Raw genomic sequence first — 25,408 nt, forward strand, 5'->3', positions numbered from 1 at the left:
GGGTTAGGGGGGTGGGTGGCGAGCGTCAGCGAGCTTCCTGCCCTCTCCTTTTAGAGCGCCGCTTGCGCGGCGACCCACCCCCGGCCCCTCCCGTTTACGGGAGGGGGGAGACAAGAAAATGGTATCGCACTCCGGCCTTCTGACCGTCATGGAACGCGCCGCGCGCAAAGCCGGCTCCAAACTGCGCCGCGACTTTGGCGAGGTCGAACATCTCCAGGTGTCCCGCAAGGGGCCGGCGGATTTCGTGACCAAGGCCGATCAGCAGGCCGAAAAGACCCTGGTGGAAGAATTGCAGAAGGCGCGTCCCGACTGGGGTTTCCTGCTGGAGGAGGGCGGCGAGATCGCGGGCGATCCAAGCAAGCCGCGCTGGATCATCGATCCGCTCGACGGCACCACCAATTTCCTCCACGGCATCCCGCATTTCGCGATCTCCATCGCGGTCGAGGAACCGCTTTACGGCGGCAAGCGGGAGGTGACGACCGGCCTCATCTACCAGCCCGTCACCGACGAAAGCTATTGGGCGGAAAAGAGCCGGGGCGCATGGCGGCACGACCAGCGGCTGCGCGTGTCGGCGCGGCGCGATTTGGGCGATTGCCTGATCGCCACCGGCATCCCTTTCATGGGTCATGGCGATTTCGCGCAGTGGACGCGCATCTTCGGCGCGGTGGGGCCTTCGGTGGCGGGCATCCGCCGCTTCGGCGCGGCTTCGCTGGACCTCGCCCATGTCGCCTCCGGCCGCTATGACGGCTTCTGGGAAAGCGGTCTCCAGCCCTGGGACGTGGCGGCGGGGCTGCTCATGGTGCGGGAAGCGGGCGGTTTCGTGTCGGACTTCCGCGGCGGCGATCAGGCGATAGAACGCAAGGAAGTCATCGCGGGCAACGACGCCATCCACAGCAAATTACATAAGTTGGTGGCTGGAGCGCTGCGCTGAAGCCCGGCTTTGATTAGGATGATTCAGTCCCGGCCATTGTTGCGAATCATTCTCATGCCTCCGGGCCTTGCTTCGCATATGCACCGGGCTTAAAGCGCGCCTCATTAATCATTGACCCAGGGGATACCGTTGGTCGATCTAGCTGAATATCTGCCGATCCTGATATTTCTCGGGATCGCCCTGCTGCTGTCCAGTGCATTCGTGTTCCTGCCGATGCTGGTGGGCCGCCTGACCGGAGCGCATCAGCCGGACCCAGCCAAGCTCAGCGAATATGAATGCGGCTTCCCGGCCTTCGAGGAACCGCGCAGCCAGTTCGACGTGCGCTTCTACCTCGTCGCGATCCTGTTCATCATCTTCGATCTGGAAGCGGCGTTCCTCTTTCCCTGGGCTGTCAGCCTCGACCAGATCGGCTGGGCCGGCTGGGCGACGATGATGATCTTCATAGCGGAGCTTGTGCTTGGCCTCGTCTATGCGTGGAAGAAGGGAGCACTCGATTGGGAGTAGAACTTGAGCGGCCCGCGCCCGGCACCTTGCTGCCCGCCGGGACCCAGCCCGACCAGGATTTCTTCAACGCGCTGAACAGCGAAGTCAGCGACAAGGGCTTCCTCGTCACCTCGACCGAGGAACTGTTCCAGTGGGCGCGCACCGGCTCGCTCTGGTGGATGACCTTCGGCCTTGCCTGCTGCGCGGTGGAGATGATCCACGTCAACATGCCCCGTTACGACATGGAGCGTTTCGGCGCCGCGCCGCGCGCCTCCCCGCGCCAGTCGGACGTGATGATCGTGGCGGGAACGCTGTGCAACAAGATGGCTCCGGCGTTGCGCAAGGTTTACGACCAGATGTCCAATCCGAAATATGTGATTTCGATGGGAAGCTGCGCGAACGGCGGGGGCTATTATCACTACAGCTATTCGGTAGTGCGCGGCTGCGACCGGATCGTGCCGGTCGACATCTATGTGCCGGGTTGCCCGCCGACCGCCGAAGCCTTGCTCTATGGCGTGATGCAGTTGCAGCGGAAGATCCGCCGGATCGGGACAGTTGAGCGTTAATATGGGTCATTCTGCTCCTAGGATCGCGACCATCGACGGGATCGCGCAGGAAATCGCCGGGTTGCTGGGTTCGATGCTGGTCGAAACCGTCGACCATGCCGATGAACTGAGCTTCACCGTTGTTCGCGAAAAGCTGGCCGATGCCTTGGTCGCGCTGCACGACAAGGCGCAATATCAGCAGCTTATGGAAATTGCGGGCGTCGACTATCCTGAACGTCCCGAACGGTTCGAGGTCTGCTACCATCTGCTCAGCGTCACGCGGAACCACCGGATTCGCGTCAAGGTTTCGACCGACGAGGACAGGCCCGTTCCCACCGTCACGCACCTCTGGCCGGTCGCCGGCTGGCTGGAGCGCGAAGTGTTCGACATGTACGGCGTGATCTTCGAGGGCAACGCCGACCTGCGCCGCATCCTGACCGACTATGGTTTCAAGGGGCATCCGCAGCGCAAGGACTTTCCGCTGACCGGCTATGTCGAACTGCGCTATTCCGAGGAAGACAAGCGCGTCGTCTATGAGCCGGTGAGGCTGGCGCAGGACTTCCGCAGCTTCGACTTCATGAGCCCGTGGGAAGGCGCGCAATATGTGCTGCCGGGCGACGAGAAGGCGCCGCAAGCGCCCGGCGCGCCGAGCGCCGCGCCTGCTCCGCCGCCACCGCCAGCCGCGCCCAAGGGCGAGCCGAAGGCGGATACGCCCAAGACGACGGACAAGCCCGGCGTCAGCGGAGCAGGGGAGCCTGCCGACAGCGAGGCGAACAAAAAGTCTGAGGACAAGGCCTGATGTCCGACTATCTGGAAAAGCTGGACCATTTGACCGATGCGGCGGACCCGTCCTTCGGTGACACGGAAATCCAGAATTACACGATCAACTTCGGTCCGCAGCACCCGGCGGCGCACGGCGTGTTGCGTCTGGTCATGGAACTGGACGGCGAGATCGTCGAACGCTGCGACCCGCATGTCGGCCTGTTGCATCGCGGCACCGAAAAGCTGATCGAATATAAGACCTATTTGCAGGCGCTGCCCTATTTCGACCGGCTCGACTATTGTTCGCCGCTCGGCATGGAGCACAGCTATGTGCTGGCGATCGAGAAGCTGCTGAACCTGGAAGTGCCGCTGCGCGCGCAATATCTGCGCGTGTTCTTCGCGGAACTGACCCGCATCTGCAACCACATGCTGAACCTGGGTTCGCACGTCATGGACGTCGGCGCGATGACGCCGAACCTGTGGCTGTTCGAAATCCGCGAGGATTGCCTCAACTTCTTCGAGCGCGCTTCGGGCGCCCGCATGCACTCGGCCTGGTTCCGGCCGGGGGGCGTGCATCAGGACGTGCCGCTCAAGCTGCTGACCGACATTGCCGACTGGCTCGACACGCGCCTGCCGCGCCTGTTCGAGGATGCGATGAGCCTGGTCGTCGACAACCGCATCTTCAAGCAGCGCAATGTCGACATCGCTGTCGTCTCCAAGGAAGACGCGCTGAAATGGGGCTTCTCCGGCCCGATGATCCGTGGCTCCGGCATCCCCTGGGACATCCGCAAGGCGCAGCCCTATGACGTCTATGACCGGATGGAATTCGACGTTCCGGTCGGCACCAATTTCGACTGCTATGACCGTTTCATGGTCCGCGTCGAGGAAGTCCGCCAGTCGGCCCGCATCATGAAGCAGTGCTTGAGCGAAATGCCCGAAGGGCCGATCGCCAGCTTCGACCGCAAGGTTTCGCCGCCCAAGCGTGGCGAGATGAAGCGGTCGATGGAAGCGCTGATCCATCACTTCAAGCTTTATACCGAGGGCTTCCACGTGCCTGCGGGCGAAGTCTATGTCGCGACCGAAAGCCCCAAGGGCGAGTTCGGCGTCTATCTGGTCGCGGACGGCTCCAACAAGCCCTATCGCTGCAAGATCCGCCCGACGGCTTTCTCGCACCTTCAGGCGATGGACTTCATGATGAAGGGCCACATGCTGGCCGATACGACCGCTGTCCTGGGCGCCATGGACATCGTGTTTGGAGAATGTGACCGCTAATGGCTGACGCAGTTCATATCCCGGACGAGGCCGAAACCCGCGCGCGCTGGGGCGCGTTCGCCTGGACGGCCGAGAACGCCGAACAGGCGAAGAAGGTCATCGCCCGCTATCCCGCCGGTCGTCAGCAGTCGGCGGTGATGCCGTTGCTTGATCTGGCCCAGCGTCAGGTCGGGGCGGAAACGCAGACCAACGGCTGGCTGCCGGTGCCGGTGATGGAATATATCGCCGACCAGCTCGATATGCCGTACATGCGGGTTTACGAGGTCGCGACCTTCTACACCATGTACAATCTGGCGCCGGTCGGCCGCTATCATGTGCAGGTCTGCGGCACGACGCCCTGCATGTTGCGCGGTTCCGACGACGTGTTCTCGGCCTGCAAGAACAAGGGTCTGGTGAAGGGCGGCACGACGCCGGACGGCCTGTTCACGCTGACTGAGGTCGAGTGCCTCGGTGCCTGCGCCAACGCGCCGATGGTTCAGATCAACGACGATAATTTCGAAGACCTGACCTATGACAGCATGAGCGCGATCCTCGACGATCTCGCCGCTGGCAAAAGTCCTAAGATTGGGCCGCAGATCGAGCGTCAGACGAGCGCGCCGGAAGGTGGGCCGACCACGTTGAAAGAGATGGTCGGTGAGAATCATGATTATCGGGGGGAGTGGGCGTGATGGCCGCCAACATTCTCCGTTCGTCCAAAGTAGCCGCTGAGCTTGTCGAAGCGGCGTATCGAAGGACAGATGTTTCGCGTGACCCTTCGATACGGGTCTTCGACTTCGCTCAGCCCCTACTCAGGGCGAACGGGTTTGAGTTTGGAGTGGCCGCATGAGCGACGTCATCGCACCCCTTGCCGACAAGGATCGCATCTTCACCAACGTCTATGGCTTCCAGGATTGGGGCATCGACGCGGCGATGAAGCGCGGCGATTGGGACAATACCAAGAAGCTGATGGAAATCGGCCAGGACGAGATCATCGAGCGCATCAAGGCCAGCGGCCTGCGCGGTCGTGGCGGCGCCGGCTTCCCGACCGGCATGAAGTGGAGCTTCATGCCCAAGGAAAGCAAGGACGGCCGCCCGAGCTTCCTGGTCATCAACGCCGACGAATCCGAGCCGGGTTCGTGCAAGGACCGCGAAATCGTCCGCCACGATCCGCACAAGCTGATTGAAGGCGCGCTGATCGCCGGTTTCGCGATGCGGGCGCGCGCTGCCTACATCTATATTCGCGGCGAGTTTATCTATGAGGCGAAGATACTCTTCGCTGCCGTCGAGCAGGCCTATGAAAAGGGCTTTCTCGGCAAGAACGCCTGCGGTTCGGGCTATGATTTCGACGTCTTCGTCCATCGCGGCGCGGGCGCCTATATTTGCGGCGAGGAAACAGCGCAGATCGAAAGCATCGAGGGCAAGAAGGGCCAGCCGCGCCTGAAGCCGCCTTTCCCGGCGGGCGCGGGCCTCTACGGCTGCCCGACGACGGTGAACAATGTCGAATCCATCGCCGTGGGTCCGACGATCCTGCGCCGCGGGTCCGAATGGTTCTCCAGTTTCGGGCGGGAGAATAACAAGGGCACCAAGCTGTTCCAGATCAGCGGCCATGTGAACAAGCCCTGCGTCGTCGAGGAATCGATGGGCATCAGCTTCAAGGAACTGATCGACCGGCATTGCGGCGGCATTCGCGGCGGCTGGGACAATCTGCTGGCGGTGATCCCCGGCGGTTCCTCGGTCCCGCTGGTTCCCGCCGCGCAGATCATGGACGCGCCGATGGATTTTGATGGCCTGCGTGCGCTTGGCTCCGGCCTTGGCACCGCCGCCGTTATCGTCATGGACAAGTCGACCGACATCGTCCGCGCCATTTCGCGTCTCTCCTATTTCTACAAGCATGAGAGCTGCGGCCAGTGCACCCCCTGCCGCGAAGGCACCGGCTGGATGTGGCGGGTGATGGAGCGTCTGCGGTCGGGCGATGCCGACATCAGCGAAATCGACATGCTCCATCAGGTGACCAAGCAGGTCGAAGGCCACACCATCTGCGCGCTTGGCGACGCGGCGGCTTGGCCGATCCAGGGCCTGATCCGGCACTTCCGGCCGGAAATCGAGCGGCGGATCAACGAGAATAAGGGTAGCGCCCCCGTCATGGAGGCAGCGGAGTGAAGCTCGCGCGACCCATAATCGGCGCAGTTGTGGTTGGGTTGGCTCTGTGCGGGTCCAAGCCTGCGTTTGCGAAAGCGCAGTCATTAAAAGAAATCAATAAGATACGGTCTATCACAGTTCAGTTCGGCGATTGTGTGATGAAGCATAATGCCGCTCTTGGGCGGGCGGTCGTTTTGAGCAATTTGTCGAATGATGTCATTTTGCATAGCGCGTCGCGCCTGATCGATGGGAATTGCTTGAATCGCACGGACGCCGGTATGGGCGCTCAAATGACTTTCACCGGCGACCAATTCCGCTATGCGCTGGCGGGCGCATTGGTTCGCATGGATTATCCTGTGCGCCGCCATTTTGATTTTACGAGCGTTCCACCACTTGTCCATGCTATCCCAAAGCCGATTGATCCTTCCCTGAAAAAGGGAAGTCGCAAGGCCGCAAAGGCGGAGGAAGAATATGCGAAGGATCAAGCCTTTCTCTTTCTTTCCCGCTTTGGCGAATGTGTAGCCCGTCGCAATCCCGACCGGACACAGGGTTTATTGCTCGCGGACATCGGAACGGTGGAAGAAAGGGCCGCTTTCAACGAATTGTCGGCACCGTTGGGAGAATGTCTTGGCGATGGCCAGATGAGTTTCGGTCGGGAGATGTTGCGAGGATCGCTTGCCCTTAACTTCTACAGGCTTGCAGGCGCGCCGTTGGACGCGCGGGTAGTGACCCTGAAGGTGGATAACTAATGCCTAAAGTCAAAGTAGACGGCGTAGAACTGGAAGTCCCGGCCGGGGCGACGGTTCTTCAGGCCTGCGAACTGGCGGGGAAGGAAATCCCGCGTTTCTGCTATCATGAGCGGCTGTCCATCGCGGGCAATTGCCGCATGTGCCTGGTCGAGGTGAAGCCCGGACCGCCCAAGCCGCAGGCTTCGTGCGCGCTCCCGGCCAGCGAAGGTCAGGAAATCCGCACAGACAGCGAAATGGTCAAGAAGGCGCGGGAAGGGGTGATGGAGTTCCTCCTCATCAACCATCCGCTCGACTGCCCGATCTGCGATCAGGGTGGCGAATGTGATCTTCAGGATCAGTCGGTCGCCTATGGCAAGGGCAGCAGCCGCTTCGAAGAGAATAAACGAGCTGTCACCGAGAAATATATGGGGCCGATCGTCAAGACGGTCATGACCCGCTGCATCCAGTGCACCCGCTGCGTGCGCTTTGCGGAGGAAGTCGCAGGCGTGCCGGAAATCGGCGCTATCTATCGCGGCGAAAATATGCAGATCACCACCTATCTCGAACATGCCGCCAAGAGCGAGCTGTCGGGCAATGTGGTCGATCTTTGCCCGGTCGGCGCACTGACTTCCAAGCCTTATGCGTTCGAGGCGCGCCCCTGGGAGTTGAAGAAGACCCACGCCATCGACGTGATGGACGCGGTGGGCACCAACATTCGTCTCGACAGCCGGGGCCGTCAGGTGCTGCGCGCCGTGCCGCGCATCAATGACGACGTGAATGAGGAGTGGGCGAGCGACAAGACCCGGCACAATGTCGACGGTCTGGTGCGCAAGCGGCTCGACAAGCCCTATGTCCGTAAGGACGGCAAGCTGGTTCCGGCGACCTGGAATGAGGCTTTTGCCGCGATTGCCGACGTGAAGCATGGCGGTTCGGTCGCAGCGCTGGCGGGCGATTTGCTCGATTGCGAGACGATGTTCGCGGGCAAGGTGCTGGTCGAGAAACTCGGCGGTTCGCTGCTTGAAGGGCGTCAGACCGGCCTTGCCTATGACGTGTCGAGCCTGAGCGCGGTGAACTTCAACACCACACTGCCCGGGATTGAGACCGCTGATGTGATCCTGCTGGTCGGCACCAATCTGCGCTGGGAAGCGCCGCTGGTGAACACCCGCATCCGCAAGGCGATCAAGAAGGGCGCGAAGGTCTTTGGCCTCGGCCCGCAGGTCGACCTGACCTACAAGGTCGAGTGGCTGGGTAATGATGCATCGCTGCTTGCCAAGCTGCCGGAAGCGGTGGTGGAAGCGTTCGGCAAGGCGGCGCGTCCGGCGATGATCGTCGGCGGCGGCGTGCTGGCCAAGGATGGCGCGCATGGCGATACGCTGGCGCTGGTCGAGACGCTGGGCCTGATCAAGGACGGCTGGAACGGCTATAACGTTCTGCACTTCGCGGCGGCGCGCATGGGCGGGCTGATGCTCGGCTATGCGACCGACGGCGGCGTTAAGGCGGTCGCGGCTGCCAAGCCGAAGCTGCTCTTCTCGCTGGGCGCGGACGAAGCCGACTATTCGGCTTTCCCGGACAGCTTCAAGGTCTATGTCGGCCACCATGGCGACAAGGGCGCGCATGCGGCGGACGTGATCCTGCCGGGCGCAAGCTATGCCGAAAAGGCGGGCACCTACGTTAATCTGGAAGGCCGGGTGCAGCGCGGCGAAAAGGCCGTGTTCGCGCCGGGCGATGCCCGCGAGGACTGGTCGATCCTGCGTGCCCTGTCCGAAGTGTTGGGGGCGACGCTGCCGTTCGACAGCTTCGAGCAGCTTCGTGCCGAAATGGCCAGGGCGGTTCCGGCGCTGGGCGTAGAGGGGCTGGCCGATTATGGCTGGTCAGTCCCGTCGCTGCCGACCGGCGCGACCGGTGAATTCGGTTCGCCGATCAAGGATTTCTACCTGACCAACGCCATCTGCCGCGCCAGCCCGACGATGCAGCAATGCTCGGCGGAACTGATCCATGGTCAGACCTATGCGGAGGCCGCAGAGTGACCGCTTTCTTCCAGAATCTCGGTCTGCCTTTCGAGGGCGCCTGGCTGCTGTCGACGATCATCGGCATATTGGTGATCGCCCTGCCGCTGATGCTGGCGGTGGCGATGATCATTTATGCCGACCGCAAGATCTGGGCGGCGATGGCGCTGCGTCGCGGTCCGAACGTCGTCGGTCCCTTCGGCCTGCTCCAGTCCTTCGCGGACGGCGCCAAGGTGTTCCTGCAAGAAACCATCATCCCTTCAGCGGCCAACCGGACGCTGTTCCTGATCGCGCCGATCATCACCTTCACGGTGGCGCTGATCGCCTGGGCGGTGATCCCGTTCCAGGTCGGCGTTGTGGTCGCCAACATCAATGTCGGCCTGCTCTACATCCTCGCCATCTCGTCGCTCGGCGTCTATGGCGTGGTGCTGTCGGGCTGGGCGTCCAACTCCAAATATCCCTTCTATTCCGCGATCCGCGCCAGCGCGCAGATGATCAGCTATGAAGTCTCGATCGGCTTCATCCTGGTTTGTGTCGTGCTCTGGGCCGGCAGCTTCAACCTGACCGCCATCGTGGAGAGCCAGCGGGGCTATTATGGTTTCCTGAACGGCAACGGCTTCAATCCGTTGCTCTTTCCGATGGCGATCATGTTCCTGATATCGGCCATGGCGGAAACCGGCCGCGCGCCCTTCGACCTTACGGAAGCGGAATCGGAACTGGTCGCGGGTTACCAGACCGAATATTCGTCCATGGCCTTCGCCCTGTTTTGGCTTGGCGAATATGCGAACGTGATCCTGATGTGCGGCCTGAACGCCATTCTGTTCTGGGGCGGATATCTGCCGCCGTTCGATTGGGCGCCGCTTTATCTGGTGCCAGGCATCATCTGGTTCCTTGCCAAGATCCTCTTCTTCTTCTTCGTCTTCTCCTGGGTGAAGGCGACGGTGCCCCGTTACCGTTACGACCAACTGATGCGGCTGGGCTGGAAGATATTCCTGCCGACCTCGCTCTTCTTCGTCTTCCTGGTTTCGGGCTTCCTCATGCTGACGCGCTATGGAGGCGCACAATGAGCCTCGGTTACTACGTCAAGAGCTTCACCCTCTGGGAGTTTGTGAAGGCGCACGCCCTGACCTTGAAATATTTCTTCAAGCCCAAGGCGACCATCAACTATCCCTATGAGAAGAACCCGATTTCGCCGCGATTCCGGGGTGAGCATGCGCTGCGCCGCTATCCCAACGGGGAAGAGCGCTGCATCGCGTGCAAGCTGTGCGAGGCGATCTGCCCGGCGCAGGCGATCACCATCGAGGCGCAGCCGCGCGAGGACGGCAGCCGTCGCACCACGCGCTACGACATCGACATGACCAAGTGCATCTATTGCGGCTTCTGTCAGGAAGCCTGCCCGGTGGACGCGGTCGTCGAGGGGCCGAATTTCGAGTTCTCGACCGAAACCCGCGAGGAGCTGATCTACGACAAGGCCAAGCTCCTCGAAAATGGCGACAAGTGGGAGCGGGCGATTGCCGCGAACCTTGCCGCCGATGCACCCTATCGTTAAGCCGCCGGCGTCAAAGGGAATATGATCCTGTGATTCACGTCCTCGCCTTCTACCTGTTCGCCATTTTGGTGGTGAGCAGCGGCGCGCTCACGATATTGTCGCGCAATCCGGTCCATTCGGTCCTCTGGCTGATCATGGCCTTCTTCAACGCGGCGGGCCTGATGGTCCTGCTGGGCGCAGAATTCATCGCGATGCTGCTCGTCATCGTCTATGTCGGTGCGGTCGCCGTGCTGTTCCTGTTCGTGGTCATGATGCTCGACATCGACTTTGCCGAACTACGCGCCGGTTTCGTCAATTATCTGCCGTTCGGGCTGCTGATCGCTTTCGTGCTGCTGGCTGAGATTGTCCTGGGCATCGGCCTGTGGAGCGCCGGTCCCATCGAACTGGCGCAGCGCGCCGCGCCGGTGAACCCGGAGCTTTCCAACATCCAGGCGATCGGCGGGCTGCTCTACACCCGCTACATCTTCCTGTTCGAAGCGGCGGGCATCGTCCTGCTGGTGGCGATGATCGGCGCGATCGTGCTGACCCATCGCGCTCGCGGCGGCGTCCGTGGCCAGAATGTCGCGAAGCAGAACCGCCGCCGTCCGCAGGATGCCGTGCACAACGTCAATCAGCCCGTAGGGCAGGGGGTGGAGCTGTGATCGGCCGCACTACCCCACCTCCGTTCGGTTCGAGCAAAGTCGAGAACCGCATGCGCAACCGCTTCTCGACTTCGCTCGAAGCGAACGGAAAGAGGGAGATCAAGGCATGATCGGCCTTCAGCATTATATGGTCGTCAGCGCGATCCTCTTCGTGATGGGCGTGCTGGGCATCTTCATCAACCGCAAGAACGTCATCATCATCCTGATGGCGATCGAACTGATCCTGCTCAGCGTGAACATCAACCTCGTCGCCTTCAGCGCCTTCCTCGGCGATCTGGTGGGCCAGGTGTTCAGCATGTTCGTGCTGACCGTCGCGGCGGGTGAGGCGGCCATCGGCCTTGCCATCCTCGTCATTTACTTCCGTGGTCGCGGCACCATCGCCGTCGACGATGTCAACCGGATGAAGGGCTGAAGCTCGATGATCCAGCTTATCGTCCTTCTCCCGTTGCTAGCTGCTGCCATCGCGGGCCTCGGCAACAAGGCCCTTGGCAAGCTGCCCGCAAAGATCGTCACCACCGGCGCGCTGTTCGCATCCTGCGCGATGAGCTGGCCGATTTTCATCAGCTTCCTGACCGGTCACGCCGAACCCTATGTGGCGCCGGTCTTCACCTGGATCCAGTCGGGTAGCTTCGACGCCCAATGGGCGCTGCGGGTCGACACGATGACCGCCGTCATGCTGGTGGTCATCACCAGCGTGTCCAGCCTCGTTCACCTCTATAGCTGGGGCTATATGGAGGAGGAGCCGGATCAGCCGCGCTTCTTCGCCTATCTGTCGCTCTTCACCTTCGCGATGCTGATGCTCGTGACGGCGAACAACCTGCTCCAGATGTTCTTCGGCTGGGAAGGCGTCGGTCTGGCATCCTATCTGCTGATCGGTTTCTGGTTCCGCAAACCCTCCGCCAATGCCGCCGCGATCAAGGCGTTCGTCGTCAACCGCGTCGGCGACCTTGGCTTCATGATGGGCATTTTCGGCACATATCTGGTGTTCAACACCATCTCGATCCCGGAAATCCTGGCCGCCGCGCCTTCCATGGCGGGTTCGACCATCGGGTTCCTGGGTCACCGGTTCGACACCATGACCGTGCTTTGCCTGCTGCTGTTCGTCGGCGCGATGGGCAAGTCGGCGCAGCTTGGCCTCCACACCTGGCTACCGGATGCGATGGAAGGTCCGACCCCGGTGTCGGCGCTGATCCACGCGGCGACCATGGTGACCGCGGGCGTGTTCATGGTGTGCCGCCTGTCTCCGATGTTCGAGGTCAGTCCGACGGCGCTGCACTTCGTCACCATCATCGGTGCCGCCACCTGCCTGTTCGCGGCGACCGTCGGTACGGTGCAGACCGATATCAAGCGCGTTATCGCCTATTCGACCTGCTCGCAGCTTGGTTACATGTTCTTTGCGGCGGGCGTCGGCGCTTATGGCGCGGCGATGTTCCACCTCTTCACCCACGCCTTCTTCAAGGCGCTGCTGTTCCTGGGCGCGGGTTCGGTCATCCATGCGATGCACCATGAACAGGACATGCGTTACTATGGCGCGCTGCGGAAGGAGATTCCGATCACCTTCTGGACGATGACGCTGGGCACGCTGGCGATCACCGGCGTCGGCCTTCCGCTCGTCGGCGTTGGTTTTGCCGGTTTCTATTCGAAGGACGGCATTCTCGAAGCGGCTTATGCTTCGGGCGGTGCGGGCGTCGGCGCCTATCTGGTGGGCGTGTTCGCGGCATTGCTCACCAGCTTCTATTCATGGCGTCTCGTGTTCCTGACCTTCTTCGGCAAGCCGCGCTGGGCCGCGTCGGAGCATATTCAGCACGCCGTCCACGGCCATCATGAATCGCCGGAGGAAGAAACCGTTCATGACGGCCATGGCCATGACGCGCACGCGCATGCCCATGCCCATGACGATCATGGTCATGGTCATGAGCAGACCGGCACGGCTGGCTATCACCCGCATGAAAGCCCCTGGGTCATGCTGCTACCGCTCGTGGTGTTGAGCCTGGGCGCGGTGTTCGCGGGCTTCGCCTTCCATGATCAGTTCATCGGTCCGGAGGGCGGCATCGAATTCTGGAAGGGCGCGCTCGCGTTCGACAGCCATCTGATGCACGCCGCGCATGAAGTGCCGACCTGGGTCAAGTTCGGCCCGTTCACGGTGATGCTGACCGGTCTGGTGATCGCCTGGCTGGCCTATCTCAAGTTCACCGACTGGCCGCAGCGCTTCGTCGCGACCTTCGGCGCGCTGTATCAGTTCTTGCTCAACAAATGGTATTTCGACGAACTGTACAATTTCCTCTTCGTCAAGCCTGCCTTCGCCATCGGCCGCTTCTTCTGGAAGTTCGGTGACGTGGGCTTCATCGACCGCTTTGGGCCCAATGGCCTCGCCGCGCTGGTCGTGCAGGGCAACAAAGTCACCCGTCGGCTTCAGTCCGGCTACCTCTATACCTACGCGCTGGTGATGCTGATCGGCCTCGCCGCGGCCGCAACCTGGGCGATGACACGATAATGGACGGCTTCCCCATCCTTTCCCTGATGATGGCAGTGCCGATGGCGGGGGCCATCGCCTGTCTGTTCGCAGGCGCCAACCAGGCCCGCTGGATCGCGCTGCTGGCAACGCTGGCCGATTTGGCGCTGGGCGTCATCCTCTGGATGAACTTCGACCAGTCGGGGGGCGCCGCTCAGTGGCAGTTCCAGGAATATGCGCCGATCTTCGGTCGCTTCGCCTGGGCGCTCGGCATAGACGGCATCGCGCTGCTGCTGATCGCGCTGACCGTTTTCCTGATGCCGATCTGCATCGGCGCAAGCTGGCTTGCGATCGAAAAGCGCGTGCAGGAATATATGGCGGCCTTCCTGTTCATGGAGGTGCTGATGATCGGCGTCTTCACGGCGCAGGATCTCTACCTTTTCTACATCATGTTCGAAGCCGGCCTGATCCCGATGTACCTGATCATCGGCATCTGGGGCGGCGCGGATCGCATCTACGCTTCGTATAAATTCTTCCTCTACACGCTGCTCGGCTCGGTCCTGATGCTGATCGCGATGATGTGGATGGTGCATGAAGCGGGCACGACCGACATTCCGACGCTGATGGCGTATAATTTCGATCCGCATATCCAGACCTGGCTGTGGCTGGCCTTCTTCGCCAGCTTCGCGGTGAAGATGCCGATGTGGCCGGTCCACACCTGGCTTCCCGACGCGCACGTCCAGGCGCCGACCGCCGGTTCGGTCATCCTGGCGGGCGTGCTGCTGAAGATGGGCGGTTACGGCTTCATCCGCTTCTCGCTGCCGATGTTCCCGGAAGCGTCCGCGCAGCTTGCGCCGCTGGTCTGGGGCCTGTCGATGGTCGCGGTGGTCTATACCAGCCTCGTCGCGCTGGTGCAGTCGGACATGAAGAAGCTGATCGCCTATTCGTCGGTCGCGCATATGGCCATCGTCACCATCGGCCTGTTCGCCTTCAATCAGGCGGGCCTGGAAGGCGCGATGATGGTGATGCTGGGCCATGGTCTGGTGTCGGGCGCGCTGTTCCTGTGTGTCGGCGTCATCTACGACCGCCTGCATACGCGGGAGATCAACCGCTATGGCGGCCTTAGCATCAACATGCCGAGATATGCGGTTCTGTTCATGCTGTTCACCATGGCGTCGGTGGGCCTACCGGGCACCAGCAATTTCGTCGGTGAATTCCTGTCGCTGATGGGCATCTATCAGGCGTCGAGCTGGGTTGCGCTGGTCGCCACCACGGGCATCATCCTGGGCGCGGCCTATATGCTCTATCTCTATCGCCGAATCTGTTATGGCGAGCAGAAGAATGCGGACGCGGCGGCCATGCCCGACCTGTCGATGCGTGAACTCTGGCTGTTGGCGCCCATCGCCGCGGCTGTGCTGTGGATGGGCGTCTATCCGGAGAGCTTCCTGGCGCCGATGCGTCCGGATATCCGCGCTCTGGAAGCCCGCCTTGCCCCTGCCGCTCCGGCTGGAGATTCCCGGATCAAACTGGGCGCGCCCAAGCCTGTCGAGGACGCCCATCATGAAGAAGCAACTGCAACATCTCATGAAGAAGCGTCGGGGGAGGCGCACTGATGATTGATTCCGCTTCCCTTCTGGCGGTCCTGCCGGAACTGATACTGACGGCCGGTGGCCTGATCCTGATGCTGATCGCGGCCTATGGCGGCGATGCCACGGCGCGCATCGTCAACTGGCTGGCGGTGCTGACGCTGGCGGCGGCCGGTCTGGCGCTGTCCTGTTCGCTCGCCCATGGTCCCGACGCCTTCGACGGGCTGGTCCGGGCCGACGCCTTCTCCGTTTTCGCCAAGGCGCTGATCTATGGCGCGGCGGCGGCGGCGATCCTGCTGGCTCCCCGTTATTTCTCGGTCGGCGGCGTACCGCGTCCGGAATATCCGGTGCTGATCCTCTTCTCATCCATCGGCATGGGCATGATGGTGTCGGCGGGCGATCTGCTGACCCTCTATGTCGGGCTCGAAATGCAGTCCCTCGCAGCCTATGTGCTGGCAAGCTTCATGCGCCAGGACGAGCGGTCGTCGGAAGCGGGCCTCAAATATTTCGTCCTGGGTTCGCTGGCGAGCGGCATCCTGCTCTACGGTTCGGCCCTGCTCTATGGCTTCACTGGCAGCACCGGTTTTGACGGCATCGCGGTCGCGCTGAGCGAAGGCGTGTCGAAGGGCGAGTTGTTCGGCCTGGTCTTCGTGCTGGCGGGCCTTGCGTTCAAGATCAGCGCCGTGCCGTTCCACATGTGGACGCCCGACGTCTATGAAGGCGCGCCGACCCCGGTCACCACCTTCTTCGCCAGCGCGCCCAAGGTGGCGGCCATCGGCCTCACCGTCCGCGTGGCGATAGAGGCGCTCGGCCCGGCAGGTCTGCAATGGCAGCAGGTGGTGATTTTCGTCGCACTGGCTTCGATCCTCTTCGGCGCGGTCGCGGCGATCGGCCAGACCAACATCAAGCGCCTGATGGCCTATTCGTCGATCAACAATGTCGGCTTCGCGCTGATCGGCCTGGCCACCGGCACGCCAGCGGGCGCGGCGGCGACGATGAGCTACATGGCCATCTATGTCGTCATGACCATCGGCGGCTTTGCCTGCATCCTCCAGATGCGCGATGCGGAGGGCCGTCCGGTCGAAACCATCGCCAGCCTTGCGGGTCTGTCGCGTTCGCGCAAGGGTCTGGCCGCGGCTCTGGCGATCTTCATGTTCTCCATGGCGGGCATTCCGCCGCTCTTCGGCTTCTGGGCGAAGTTCCTGGTGTTCGATGCGGCGGTCGCGGCGGGCCTGACGGCGCTGGCGGCCTTCGGCATCGCCATGTCGGTGATCGGCGCATTCTATTATCTGAAGATCATCAAGACGATCTATTTCGACGAACCGGCCGCGCCCTATGAAGCGCGCGGCGGGGCTGTCGAGAATGTCATCCTGACGGCGTGCGCGGCGGTGATCGTCTTCGGTTATTTCCTCAATCCGCTGCTCGACAGGGCGAGCGCGGCGGCAGCGGCGTCGCTGTTCTGACCGATCTTCGCTTCGTAGAGGAGACTGGCTCCACCAACGCCGACATGCTGGCCTTGGTGGAGCAGGGCGTTTCGGAGGGATGCTGGCTGCGTGCAGGGCGCCAGACCGGCGGGCGCGGGCGCATGGGGCGCGATTGGGAAAGCCCCGACGGCAATCTTTACTGCTCGACCGTGATCCGCCTGCGGGACGGAGATCCGCTGCCCCATACGCTGGCGCTGGTCGCCGCCAATGCCGTGCATGCGCTGGTGGCGCCGCTTTGCGCGGGGCAGGCGCGGATCAAATGGCCCAACGACATATTGGTCGACGGTGCGAAGATCGCCGGAATCCTGCTGGAGCGGGCGGGTGACGCCATCGTCGCGGGCATCGGCATCAATGTGACCGGACATCCGACGGGACTGGACCGTCCGGTGACGAGCCTTTTCGCGCAAGGATCGACGGAATCAGACGCCGCGGCACTGCAAGTCCGCTTGGCGCAATTATTCGCCCATTGGCTGGCGATCTGGCGGGCGCAGGGGCTGGAACCGGTGCGGACACACTGGTTGCTCAACGCCCATCCGACCGGCACGCCGATGCGCGTGGTGCAGCCCGACGGCGAAACGGTGGAGGGCAGCTTCGATACGCTGGACCGCCACGGAATGCTGATCCTCCGCTTGGCGAATGGGCAGAGCCGTGCCATTCATGCCGGCGATATCTTTCTCATCTGAGGGACGGGCCATGCTTCTCGCGATCGACGCGGGCAATACCAATGTGGTTTTCGCGCTGCTGGAGGGACGGGAGATCCGCGCCCGCTGGCGGATCGCCACCGACCCCCGGCGCACCGCGGACGAATATGCGGTGTGGCTGAACCAGCTTCTGATGCTGGAGGGCTATAAGATCGCCGATGTCGAGGCGGTGATCATTGCCACGGTCGTGCCCCGCGCCCTGCACAATCTTCAGGTGCTGGCCGATAAATATTTCAAGACGACCGCCCTTGTCGCAGGGCAGGCGCCGGTGGAATGGGGCATCGAACTGGACGTGGCCGAACCGGCCTCGGTCGGTGCGGACCGGGTTGTAAACGCCATCGCCGCCCACCATCTTTATCCCGAAGACCTGATCGTCATCGATTTCGGGACGGCAACGACCTTCGACGTGATCGATTATCATGGCGCCTACAAGGGCGGCATCATCGCGCCGGGCATCAACCTGTCGCTCGATGCGCTGGTGGCCGCCGCCGCGAAGCTGCCGAAGATCGCGATCGCGCCGCCGGAGAACCGGTCGGTTATCGGTCGGACCACGGAGGCGCAGATGCATATCGGCGTCTTCTGGGGCTATGTGGCGATGATGGAGGGGCTGGTCGCCCGCATGCGCGCGGAAATCGGCCGTCCCGCCAAGGTGATTGCGACAGGGGGCCTGGCGGTCCTCTTCGACGACAATAGCGATATTTTCGATGCGATCGCGCCCGATCTCACGATCCTGGGCCTCGCATCATTATATGAACGGAGTTTGAAAACAGAATGATACCCGGAAATGAGCTGATTTTCCTGGCCCTTGGCGGGTCGGGGGAAATCGGCATGAACGTCAATCTCTACGGTTGCCAGGGCAAATGGGTGATGGTCGATCTGGGCCTGACCTTTGCCGATCCCGCCTATCCCGGCGTGGACCTGATATTGCCGGACCTCGCCTTTATCGAAGAGCGCAAGGACGACCTTCTCGGCATCGTGCTGACCCATGGGCATGAGGATCATATCGGCGCCATTCCCTATCTCGCCGCCGACCTGGGCGTGCCCCTCTACGCCACGCCCTTCACGGCGGGCCTGATCCGGCTCAAGCTGGAGGAGGAAGGGCTTAGCAAAGAGGTGGAACTCAACGTCATCGACAATGAGGGCAGCTTCGCGCTGGGTCCGTTCGGCTTCCGCTACGTGCCGCTCGCCCACTCCATTCCCGAAGGCAATGCGGTGCTGATCGACACGCCTTATGGGAAGATATTCCATACCGGCGACTGGAAGCTGGACGAAACGCCCCTGCTGGGCCAGCCCTCTACCCCGGAGGAACTGACCGCGATCGGCGATGAGGGCGTGCTGGCACTGGTGTGCGACAGCACCAATGTCTTCAATCCCGAAGCCAGCGGCTCCGAAGGCGATGTCCGCGAAGGGCTGATGGAGACGATCAAGGGCGCGAAGGGACGGGTGCTGGTCACGACCTTCGCCTCCAACGCGGCGCGCCTGCAAACATTGGGAGAGGTCGCCAACGCCGTGGGGCGCAAGCTTTGCGTGGCGGGGCGGTCGCTCGACCGGATCATCTCGACCGCGCGGACGGCGGGTTACCTCAAGGATTTCCCACCGACCGTCGATTGGGACGATGCCATGGCGCTGCCCCATAATGAGGTGATGATCATCGCCACGGGCGGGCAGGGTGAGGCGCGGGCCGCCCTGTCCCGCATCGCCTTCGACAGCCATCCGATCAAGCTGGACGAGGGCGATCTGGTCGTCTTCTCCTCCAAGCAGATACCGGGCAATGAGATCGCCATCGGGCGCATCCAGAATGCGCTGGCGGCCAAGGGCGTGCTGATGGTGACGGATCGCCAGGCGGAGGTGCACGTCTCCGGCCATCCGGGGCGGCCCGAATTGCAGGCCATGTATCGCTGGGTGCGGCCGCAGATATTGCTGCCCGTCCATGGCGAGCGGCGGCACATGGCCGAACAGGCGCGGCTGGGCCTGGCGAGCGGAGTGCCCTCCGCCGTGGTGCAGTCCAATGGCGACCTGTTGCGTCTGGCCCCGAACGGGCCGCAGATCATCGGTCAGGAAGCGACCGGACGGCTGGTGCTGGACGGCGACGTCATCCTGCCGTCGGACGGATCGACCATGAACGAGCGGCGCAAGGTCGCCCTGCACGGGCAGATCAGCGTCGCCGTGGCGATGGACGGCAAGGGTCGGGTGATCGGCACGCCGGCCCTGCGCACCCAGGGCGTGCCGGTGGAAGAGGACAAGGCCGCCTTCCTGGAGGAAGCGGCGGAGGAAGCCGCCAGCGCGGTCGCCAAGGGTTCGCGGGATGAAGAAGCCCTGCGCGAGCGGGTGCGGCTTGCGGTGCGGCGCACGGCCACGCGCTGGACTGGCAAGAAGCCGGTGGTGGACGTGCTGCTCATTCAGGCCTAAGTCCGACGCCATGAACTGGTATGCGATCTTCGCCATCTATGTGCTGTTCTGGGTGATCAGCGCGTTTATCGTCCTGCCCTTCGGCATTCGCACGCCCGATGAAACGGGCGAGGCGCTGCTGAAGGGGCAGGCGGACAGCGCCCCCAGCAATTTCCGGCCCGGCACGGTCGCCGTCCGGGCGACCATCCTGTCGGCGGTGGCGTTCGGCCTTTATTACGCCAATTATGTCGAAGGCTGGATCACGCTGGAGCGGTGGACGCATATCGGCTGAGCATTTCGCCGAAGCGCTGATTCAGCCTGGAGCGATTACCATCATGTGCATCCGCGCCCGCACGCGAAAGCCCAGCCTTTCGTAGAGCGCCACCGTCGCTTCATGCGCGGCATAGGCGTGGAGGAAGGGGGTCTCGCCCCGTTCCAGCATGGCGCTGGCGACGATTCGCATCAATTGTTTCGCATGGCCCCGGCCGCGATGGTCGGGATGGGTGCAGACGCCGCTGACTTCGGCGAAACCGGGCATGCGCATCCGCTCACCCGCCATGGCGATCAGCTTGCCGCCCTCCCTGATGCCGATGAAGCGGCCGAGTCGATGGGTGAGGGGCAGGAACGGTCCCGGCTTCGTCAGGAGGGCCAGGGCGCGCATCTCCTCCGCATCCGCATCGGTCAGGAGGATATGGTCGACTGGCGCCGATTCCCCCAAAATCTCTTCCGCCACCATCTGCGCCAGCACGGCTTCGCGCACCAGGCGCGTGCCGGGCGGCGGCGCGGGGGCGTCAGGCTCCACGATCCATGCCTCGCCCCCCTCCGGCACGAGCGCGGCCAGCGCGCCTTGCGCCGCCGGGCCGTCATCCGCCGCGGCGGCGAAGGGGCCGTAGCGCGGATCGATGCGCAACGCCTCCCCATCTCCCTGCACCAGCGGCTTCCAGCCGCCATGAAGGGCGTTCCAGACCGGTCGATGCAAGGGATGATGGGGCACGATGGCCCTATTTTTCGGCTAAGTTGCGGAGAAAGCAAGCCCATCCCGTCCTTGCCCCGCGCCCCGGCGGCAAAAATCGCTCGATCGCGTAACAATCGGCATTTCAGGCGCGTCTTGGCGGGTGCGATTTACCAAATGGAAATCATGTTTCGGCAATGGTGGCGATGACGTGTCACGCCCTGAACGAAACTTGATCGCATTCTTGCGCGGGCGCATGGCGCCGGAGACTCAGCAAAGCGCTGAAGTGCAGGCGAATCTCGTCAAATCGCTCTATGCTTCCCCGGCATCGCTGATGATCGGCGCGGTCGCGGGCGGGGCGCTGGGCCTCGTCATCGCCTGGCATGCGCATATCGCCGCCATCACCGTCATCGCCGTCCTGATCGGGCTGGTCGGGCTCAGCCGATCGATCTCCGCCGTCTATTTCCAGCGGCAGCTTGCCCATGAAGGGGGCGGAACCCAGCCTATCTGGGGGCTGGCCTACGAACTGGGCGCGTGGTGCTATGCGGCGCTGCTGGGGATATTGTCGTTCGCGACCCTTTTGCTGTCCCACGACGCGAAGCTGCATGTGCTGGCCGTGTGTCTGGTGGCTTCCTATTCCGGCGGCATTTCCGGCCGCAATGCGGGGCGCGTCCAGGTCGCGATCGGCCAGACATGCCTGTCCTTGCTGCCGACCTCGCTGGGCCTCGTCCTTGCGGGCGGGTTGGGCTATACGGTGCTGGGCATCCTCTGCTTCCTGATGATCTTCGCCATGGCGGACATCACGAAGACGACGCACCGCATCGTGCTGGAGGCGTTGCAGGGCAAATATGAAAAATCCCAACTCGCCATCAAGTTCGAACGGCTCGCCCGGTTCGACAGCCTGACCGGCGTGGAGAACCGCATGGCGATGCAGATGCGGCTGCGCGAACTGTTCGACGGGCGACGATCCGACCGGGATGCGATGGCGGTGTTCTGGATGGACCTGGACCGGTTCAAGGAAATCAACGATTCCCTGGGACATATGATCGGCGACCAGCTTCTGTGCAGGGTCGCCGAAAGGCTTTCCCATGCGCTGGACGGGCGGGGCCATGTCGCGCGCTTCGGCGGGGACGAATTCGTCCTGATTTGCCCCGGCGCCGACCGTCCGGCGGCCGAACAGATTGCGGGCGACGTGATGGCCGAATTCGCCCATGATTTCGAGGTCGGCGGCTATCAACTGGGCGTCACCGCCTCTATGGGCATCGCCGTCGCGCCGGAGGATGGGCAGGACAGCGATGAACTGCTCCAACATGCCGACATGGCCCTTTATCAGGCGAAACATGCCGGGCGGAACCGCCATGCCCAGTTCGCCTGGTCGATGAAGGAGCGGCAGAACCGCACCTACGACCTGGAAATGGGCTTGCGCTGCGCCATGGCCAATGGCGAGCTGATGCTGCACTATCAGCCGATCTTCGACACGGAAACGGGTCGGATCGCGATCTGCGAGGCGCTGATGCGCTGGGATCACCCGACGCTTGGCCGCATTTCCCCGGCGGAGTTCATCCCGATCGCCGAAAGCTGTTCGATGATCGAGCCGATGACCGCCTGGGCGCTGGAGCGCGCCTGCCAGGATGCGATGGAATGGGATGAGAATGTCCGCGTCGCCGTCAATATCTCTCCGGTGCTGATCAAGAGCGACGGCCTGCCCCGCGCCGTGATTTCGGCATTGATGCAGTCGGGGCTGAAGGCGCGCCGGCTGGAACTGGAAGTGACCGAATCGATCTTTCTGGAGGATAGCGGCCGGACCAACCTGATCCTGTCCGACCTTCAGCGCATCGGTCTGCGGCTGGCGCTGGACGATTTTGGGACGGGCTATTCCTCGCTCGGCTATTTGCGCGACTATGCCTTTGACACGATCAAGGTCGACCAGAGCTTCATGCGCGGGGTGGAGGGCAATTCACGCCATCGCGCCATCGCCCAGTCGGTCGCCTATCTGGCCCATGCGCTGGACGTAGAGACGGTGGCGGAAGGCATAGAGACCGAAGATCAGTTGCGCTGCGCCCGTGAGATGGGCTTCACCAACGTTCAGGGCTTCATATTGAGCCGCCCGGTGCCCGCCGCCCAGGTGCTGGAGATGATGCGGCGCATGGACGACGCCAGCGGCGCCGTGGCCATGCCCCAGGACCGCCGCCGCGCCTGATCCTATCGGTGCAGGCGGGTCTGGGCGGAGGCCAGGCGGCGCATCATCCGCACATCCTTCAGGTCGAGCTTGAGCGCGGTTTCCGCCCAGTTTTCGACGATGTCCTTCAATTCCTCATATTCCAGCGGATCGACCCGCCGCCCTGCCTGGAACACGCCGACATGGCCCGCATGGTGGGGCGTGCTGGCCGCGATATAGTCGCGCACCGCCTGTTCGCCCTCGCCATCCTCCACCAGCGTGTGGACGATGCCCATGTCGTACATTTCCTGCGCGCTGTAGACCTTGCCGGACAGGATCATCCGCTCCGCCAGCAAACGCCCCAGCCTGCGCGCCAGAATGGAATAGGCCCCCATGCCGGGGAACAGGCCGAAAAGCATTTCGGGCAGGCCGAAACGGGCGCTGCGCTCCGCGATCACGACGTCGAAACAGAGCAGCGCTTCGAATCCGCCGCCCAGCGCGTCGCCCTGCGCCAGCGCGATGGAAACCACCGGCAGGTCGCCGTTGCGCCAGGTGCGATGCACCACGTCGATGCAGGCGTGGCCGTAATCGACCAGGCCGGGCAGGTCGCCGCGCTCGATGCAGCCCGCGAACAGTTCCAGGTCGCCGCCCAGGTTGAACACGCCGGGAAAGCGCGAACCGGCCACCATATATTTGACCGGCAGCTTGCCCGCGTCGAACAGCCGCTTGGTCTCCACATACCAGTATCGGACGTCGCGCAGCATCGCCGGGCTGAAATTGGGCCGATTCGCAGGCGTCATGAACGCCCACAATGTGGCCGACGCCGCGTCCCAGCCAACGTCGATCTGGCCCAGGTCGAACATGGTCGACGTGCCGATTTCCTGCGCTGAAACCATGCTTTCCGTAACGGAAGCCAAAGTCGCGTCCTCCTCCGCCGGAAGATGGGCGGGCGTCAGGTCGTCCATATGTTCGCGCGCGGAATTAAATCGCCCGGAATCAATCATCTGAGCCCCCAAACTGCAACTGTTCATGAGGAAAACAGCGTTGCATCCCTTATGCAACCGCGCCGAAGAGTCTTGCTCCCAAATTAACCATTTTTATTAGCTACTGTTGCTTTCATGCCGCCCAAAACAGGGTTATCGAAGGGTAAATGTTGCTGAAACGCAACAAACCGCTCTTTTGAAAACCCGTCGCAAATGCGGCGCAGGCCTTTGTTAACCTTTATTAATTACGATGGCGTCCATGAACGCGCCACGGAAAGATATGCAGCTTGTGACCCTGCTGCTGCACGACATGCAAGGCCAGGCCTGGCGGCTCAGCCTGTCTGCGGATTGCCTTCCCTTCATCGGCAATTACCGCCGGGTGGAAGGCTTCAACATCGACGCCGTCGTGGCGCTCGACGGGCTGCGCAAGAAGGGCTGAAGCGCGCCTTTGCGGCCTTGTCTGGTGGGCCTTTCGACCCTACAGCGCGCAGCGTGACCCATCCCCGTTTTTCCTTTTCGATCGCCGCGACCGACGGCAGGGCCCGTACCGGCGTCATCCAAATGCGCCGCGGCGACATCCGCACGCCCGCCTTCATGCCGGTGGGCACCGCCGCCACGGTCAAGGCGATGCGCCCGGCCGAGGTGCGCGCGGCCGGTGCCGACATCATCCTGGGCAACACCTATCATCTGATGCTGCGTCCCGGCGCGGAACGCATGGCGCGGCTGGGCGGTCTGCACGGCTTCATGGGTTGGGACCGACCGATCCTGACCGACAGCGGCGGCTATCAGGTGATGAGCCTGAGCGCGCTGACGAAGATGAGCGAGGAGGGCGTCGCCTTTTCCAGCCATATCGACGGGTCGAAGCATATGCTGACCCCGGAACGGTCGATGGAGATCCAGCGGCTGCTGGACAGCGACATCGTCATGGCGTTCGACGAATGCACCAAGAATGGCTGCACCCATGACGAAGCGGCTCGGTCCATGGAGCGCTCCATGCGCTGGGCGAAGCGTTCCCGCGACGGCTTCGACGCAGGCGGGGAGCATGCGGATCGGGCAGCCCTGTTCGGCATCCAGCAGGGTTCGTTGAATGAGGGTCTGCGGCGCATTTCTGCGGAAAAGCTGATCGAGATCGGCTTCGACGGCTATGCCGTGGGCGGGCTGGCGGTGGGCGAGGGGCAGGAGGCGATGTTCGCCACGCTCGATTTCGCGCCGGACATGCTGCCTTCGGACAAGCCGCGTTATCTGATGGGCGTGGGCAAGCCCGACGACATTGTCGGCGCGGTGGAGCGGGGGATCGACATGTTCGATTGCGTCCTGCCGACGCGCAGCGGGCGCAACGGGCAGGCCTTTACCTGGGCCGGGCCGCTCAACATCCGCAACGCGCGCTTTGCGGAGGATATGGGGCCGCTCGACCCGCGCTGCGGCTGTCCGGTATGCTCGACTTGGAGCCGCGCCTATCTGCACCATCTGGTGAAGGCGGGCGAAATGCTGGGCGCCATGCTGATGACCCAGCACAACATCCATTTCTATCAGGCGCTGATGCAGGAAATGCGCGACAGCATCGCGGAGGGGCGTTTCGCGCATTTCGCGACGGATTTCCGGCGAGATTATCAGCGCGCCTGAGAGCGGCTTAACCTAATCCTCCCCATCGATAGATGGGGAGGGGGAC

25 protein-coding genes are annotated in these 25,408 nt (G+C 62.9%); 23 read left to right on the top strand and 2 right to left on the bottom strand.

Features of this window, described 5'->3' with window-relative positions; translation table 11 throughout:
• Positions 1 to 118 precede the first annotated feature (118 nt).
• The 20 genes from BV95_RS15775 to BV95_RS15870 all read left to right on the top strand — a co-directional run bounded on the left by BV95_RS15775 (position 119) and on the right by BV95_RS15870 (position 19,938).
• On the top strand, positions 119 to 931 hold the full coding sequence (locus BV95_RS15775) for an inositol monophosphatase family protein (RefSeq protein WP_013847139.1): 813 nt from the start codon (positions 119 to 121) through the stop codon (positions 929 to 931).
• 129 nt (positions 932 to 1,060) lie between these two features.
• Complete coding sequence (locus BV95_RS15780; RefSeq protein ID WP_013847138.1) at positions 1,061 to 1,435, top strand: NADH-quinone oxidoreductase subunit A; 375 nt, start codon at positions 1,061 to 1,063, stop codon at positions 1,433 to 1,435.
• Positions 1,426 to 1,980, top strand: coding sequence for a NuoB/complex I 20 kDa subunit family protein (locus BV95_RS15785; RefSeq protein WP_013847137.1), 555 nt, complete (start codon positions 1,426 to 1,428; stop codon positions 1,978 to 1,980). The genes BV95_RS15780 and BV95_RS15785 overlap by 10 nt, the downstream gene beginning before the upstream one ends.
• 1 nt (position 1,981) lies before the next feature.
• Positions 1,982 to 2,758 (top strand): NADH-quinone oxidoreductase subunit C, encoded by a 777-nt coding sequence (locus BV95_RS15790; RefSeq protein ID WP_037454025.1) that lies wholly within the window; start codon positions 1,982 to 1,984, stop codon positions 2,756 to 2,758.
• On the top strand, positions 2,758 to 3,993 hold the full coding sequence (locus tag BV95_RS15795) for an NADH-quinone oxidoreductase subunit D (RefSeq protein WP_013847135.1): 1,236 nt from the start codon (positions 2,758 to 2,760) through the stop codon (positions 3,991 to 3,993). Before BV95_RS15790 ends, BV95_RS15795 begins: the two co-directional genes overlap by 1 nt.
• Positions 3,993 to 4,661 carry an NADH-quinone oxidoreductase subunit NuoE gene (gene nuoE, locus BV95_RS15800; protein WP_037454028.1) on the top strand — a complete coding sequence of 223 codons (669 nt, stop codon included), beginning with the start codon at positions 3,993 to 3,995 and terminating at the stop codon, positions 4,659 to 4,661. Before BV95_RS15795 ends, nuoE begins: the two co-directional genes overlap by 1 nt.
• 154 nt (positions 4,662 to 4,815) lie before the next feature.
• Entirely contained in the window at positions 4,816 to 6,132 is a 1,317-nt protein-coding gene (gene nuoF / locus BV95_RS15805; protein ID WP_037454031.1) for an NADH-quinone oxidoreductase subunit NuoF, read from the top strand.
• Positions 6,129 to 6,860, top strand: a complete 732-nt coding sequence (locus BV95_RS15810) for a hypothetical protein (protein ID WP_037454035.1) — start codon at positions 6,129 to 6,131, stop codon at positions 6,858 to 6,860. Before nuoF ends, BV95_RS15810 begins: the two co-directional genes overlap by 4 nt.
• Positions 6,860 to 8,866 carry an NADH-quinone oxidoreductase subunit NuoG gene (gene nuoG / locus BV95_RS15815; RefSeq protein WP_037454038.1) on the top strand — a complete coding sequence of 669 codons (2,007 nt, stop codon included), beginning with the start codon at positions 6,860 to 6,862 and terminating at the stop codon, positions 8,864 to 8,866. Before BV95_RS15810 ends, nuoG begins: the two co-directional genes overlap by 1 nt.
• Positions 8,863 to 9,912, top strand: coding sequence for an NADH-quinone oxidoreductase subunit NuoH (nuoH, locus tag BV95_RS15820; protein WP_037454040.1), 1,050 nt, complete (start codon positions 8,863 to 8,865; stop codon positions 9,910 to 9,912). Before nuoG ends, nuoH begins: the two co-directional genes overlap by 4 nt.
• Complete coding sequence (gene nuoI / locus BV95_RS15825; protein ID WP_022682896.1) at positions 9,909 to 10,394, top strand: NADH-quinone oxidoreductase subunit NuoI; 486 nt, start codon at positions 9,909 to 9,911, stop codon at positions 10,392 to 10,394. The genes nuoH and nuoI overlap by 4 nt, the downstream gene beginning before the upstream one ends.
• Positions 10,395 to 10,423: 29 nt before the next feature.
• On the top strand, positions 10,424 to 11,035 hold the full coding sequence (locus BV95_RS15830) for an NADH-quinone oxidoreductase subunit J (protein WP_037454043.1): 612 nt from the start codon (positions 10,424 to 10,426) through the stop codon (positions 11,033 to 11,035).
• 106 nt (positions 11,036 to 11,141) lie between these two features.
• Entirely contained in the window at positions 11,142 to 11,447 is a 306-nt protein-coding gene (gene nuoK / locus BV95_RS15835) for an NADH-quinone oxidoreductase subunit NuoK (RefSeq protein WP_004211745.1), read from the top strand.
• 6 nt (positions 11,448 to 11,453) lie between these two features.
• On the top strand, positions 11,454 to 13,529 hold the full coding sequence (gene nuoL, locus BV95_RS15840; protein ID WP_037454045.1) for an NADH-quinone oxidoreductase subunit L: 2,076 nt from the start codon (positions 11,454 to 11,456) through the stop codon (positions 13,527 to 13,529).
• A complete protein-coding gene (locus BV95_RS15845; protein WP_037454048.1) occupies positions 13,529 to 15,100 on the top strand; it encodes an NADH-quinone oxidoreductase subunit M in 1,572 nt (523 codons plus the stop codon). Before nuoL ends, BV95_RS15845 begins: the two co-directional genes overlap by 1 nt.
• A complete protein-coding gene (gene nuoN / locus BV95_RS15850; protein ID WP_037454050.1) occupies positions 15,100 to 16,536 on the top strand; it encodes an NADH-quinone oxidoreductase subunit NuoN in 1,437 nt (478 codons plus the stop codon). Before BV95_RS15845 ends, nuoN begins: the two co-directional genes overlap by 1 nt.
• The gene (locus tag BV95_RS15855) at positions 16,533 to 17,240 is read left to right on the top strand and encodes a biotin--[acetyl-CoA-carboxylase] ligase (RefSeq protein WP_255265428.1); all 708 of its coding nucleotides are present in this window, start codon (positions 16,533 to 16,535) and stop codon (positions 17,238 to 17,240) included. The genes nuoN and BV95_RS15855 overlap by 4 nt, the downstream gene beginning before the upstream one ends.
• A 10-nt stretch (positions 17,241 to 17,250) precedes the next feature.
• Positions 17,251 to 18,033: a type III pantothenate kinase gene (locus BV95_RS15860; protein WP_013847124.1), complete on the top strand. Its 783-nt coding sequence runs from the start codon at positions 17,251 to 17,253 to the stop codon at positions 18,031 to 18,033.
• On the top strand, positions 18,030 to 19,667 hold the full coding sequence (locus tag BV95_RS15865; RefSeq protein ID WP_037454056.1) for a ribonuclease J: 1,638 nt from the start codon (positions 18,030 to 18,032) through the stop codon (positions 19,665 to 19,667). The genes BV95_RS15860 and BV95_RS15865 overlap by 4 nt, the downstream gene beginning before the upstream one ends.
• A gap of 10 nt (positions 19,668 to 19,677) precedes the next feature.
• Positions 19,678 to 19,938, top strand: coding sequence for a DUF1467 family protein (locus tag BV95_RS15870; RefSeq protein WP_037454059.1), 261 nt, complete (start codon positions 19,678 to 19,680; stop codon positions 19,936 to 19,938).
• Between the two features lie 21 nt (positions 19,939 to 19,959).
• On the opposite strand, the gene BV95_RS15875 is transcribed toward BV95_RS15870, so the two are convergent.
• Positions 19,960 to 20,640 carry a GNAT family N-acetyltransferase gene (locus tag BV95_RS15875; RefSeq protein WP_037454062.1) on the bottom strand — a complete coding sequence of 227 codons (681 nt, stop codon included), beginning with the start codon at positions 20,638 to 20,640 and terminating at the stop codon, positions 19,960 to 19,962.
• 214 nt (positions 20,641 to 20,854) lie between these two features.
• Between BV95_RS15875 and BV95_RS15880 the strand changes: the two genes are divergently transcribed.
• The gene (locus tag BV95_RS15880; RefSeq protein ID WP_174544469.1) at positions 20,855 to 22,798 is read left to right on the top strand and encodes a putative bifunctional diguanylate cyclase/phosphodiesterase; all 1,944 of its coding nucleotides are present in this window, start codon (positions 20,855 to 20,857) and stop codon (positions 22,796 to 22,798) included.
• Between the two features lie 2 nt (positions 22,799 to 22,800).
• Here BV95_RS15880 and BV95_RS15885 read toward each other — a convergent pair whose 3' ends face one another.
• Positions 22,801 to 23,721, bottom strand: a complete 921-nt coding sequence (locus tag BV95_RS15885) for a crotonase/enoyl-CoA hydratase family protein (RefSeq protein WP_234703208.1) — start codon at positions 23,719 to 23,721, stop codon at positions 22,801 to 22,803.
• A 277-nt stretch (positions 23,722 to 23,998) separates the two neighbouring features.
• Between BV95_RS15885 and BV95_RS15890 the strand changes: the two genes are divergently transcribed.
• Both BV95_RS15890 and tgt read left to right on the top strand, forming a co-directional pair.
• Complete coding sequence (locus BV95_RS15890; RefSeq protein ID WP_037454117.1) at positions 23,999 to 24,178, top strand: hypothetical protein; 180 nt, start codon at positions 23,999 to 24,001, stop codon at positions 24,176 to 24,178.
• A gap of 53 nt (positions 24,179 to 24,231) precedes the next feature.
• Positions 24,232 to 25,362 carry a tRNA guanosine(34) transglycosylase Tgt gene (gene tgt, locus BV95_RS15895; RefSeq protein ID WP_037454071.1) on the top strand — a complete coding sequence of 377 codons (1,131 nt, stop codon included), beginning with the start codon at positions 24,232 to 24,234 and terminating at the stop codon, positions 25,360 to 25,362.
• Positions 25,363 to 25,408: the final 46 nt, after the last annotated feature.

This window comes from Sphingobium chlorophenolicum, from assembly GCF_000722875.1.
Classification (GTDB): domain Bacteria; phylum Pseudomonadota; class Alphaproteobacteria; order Sphingomonadales; family Sphingomonadaceae; genus Sphingobium; species Sphingobium chlorophenolicum.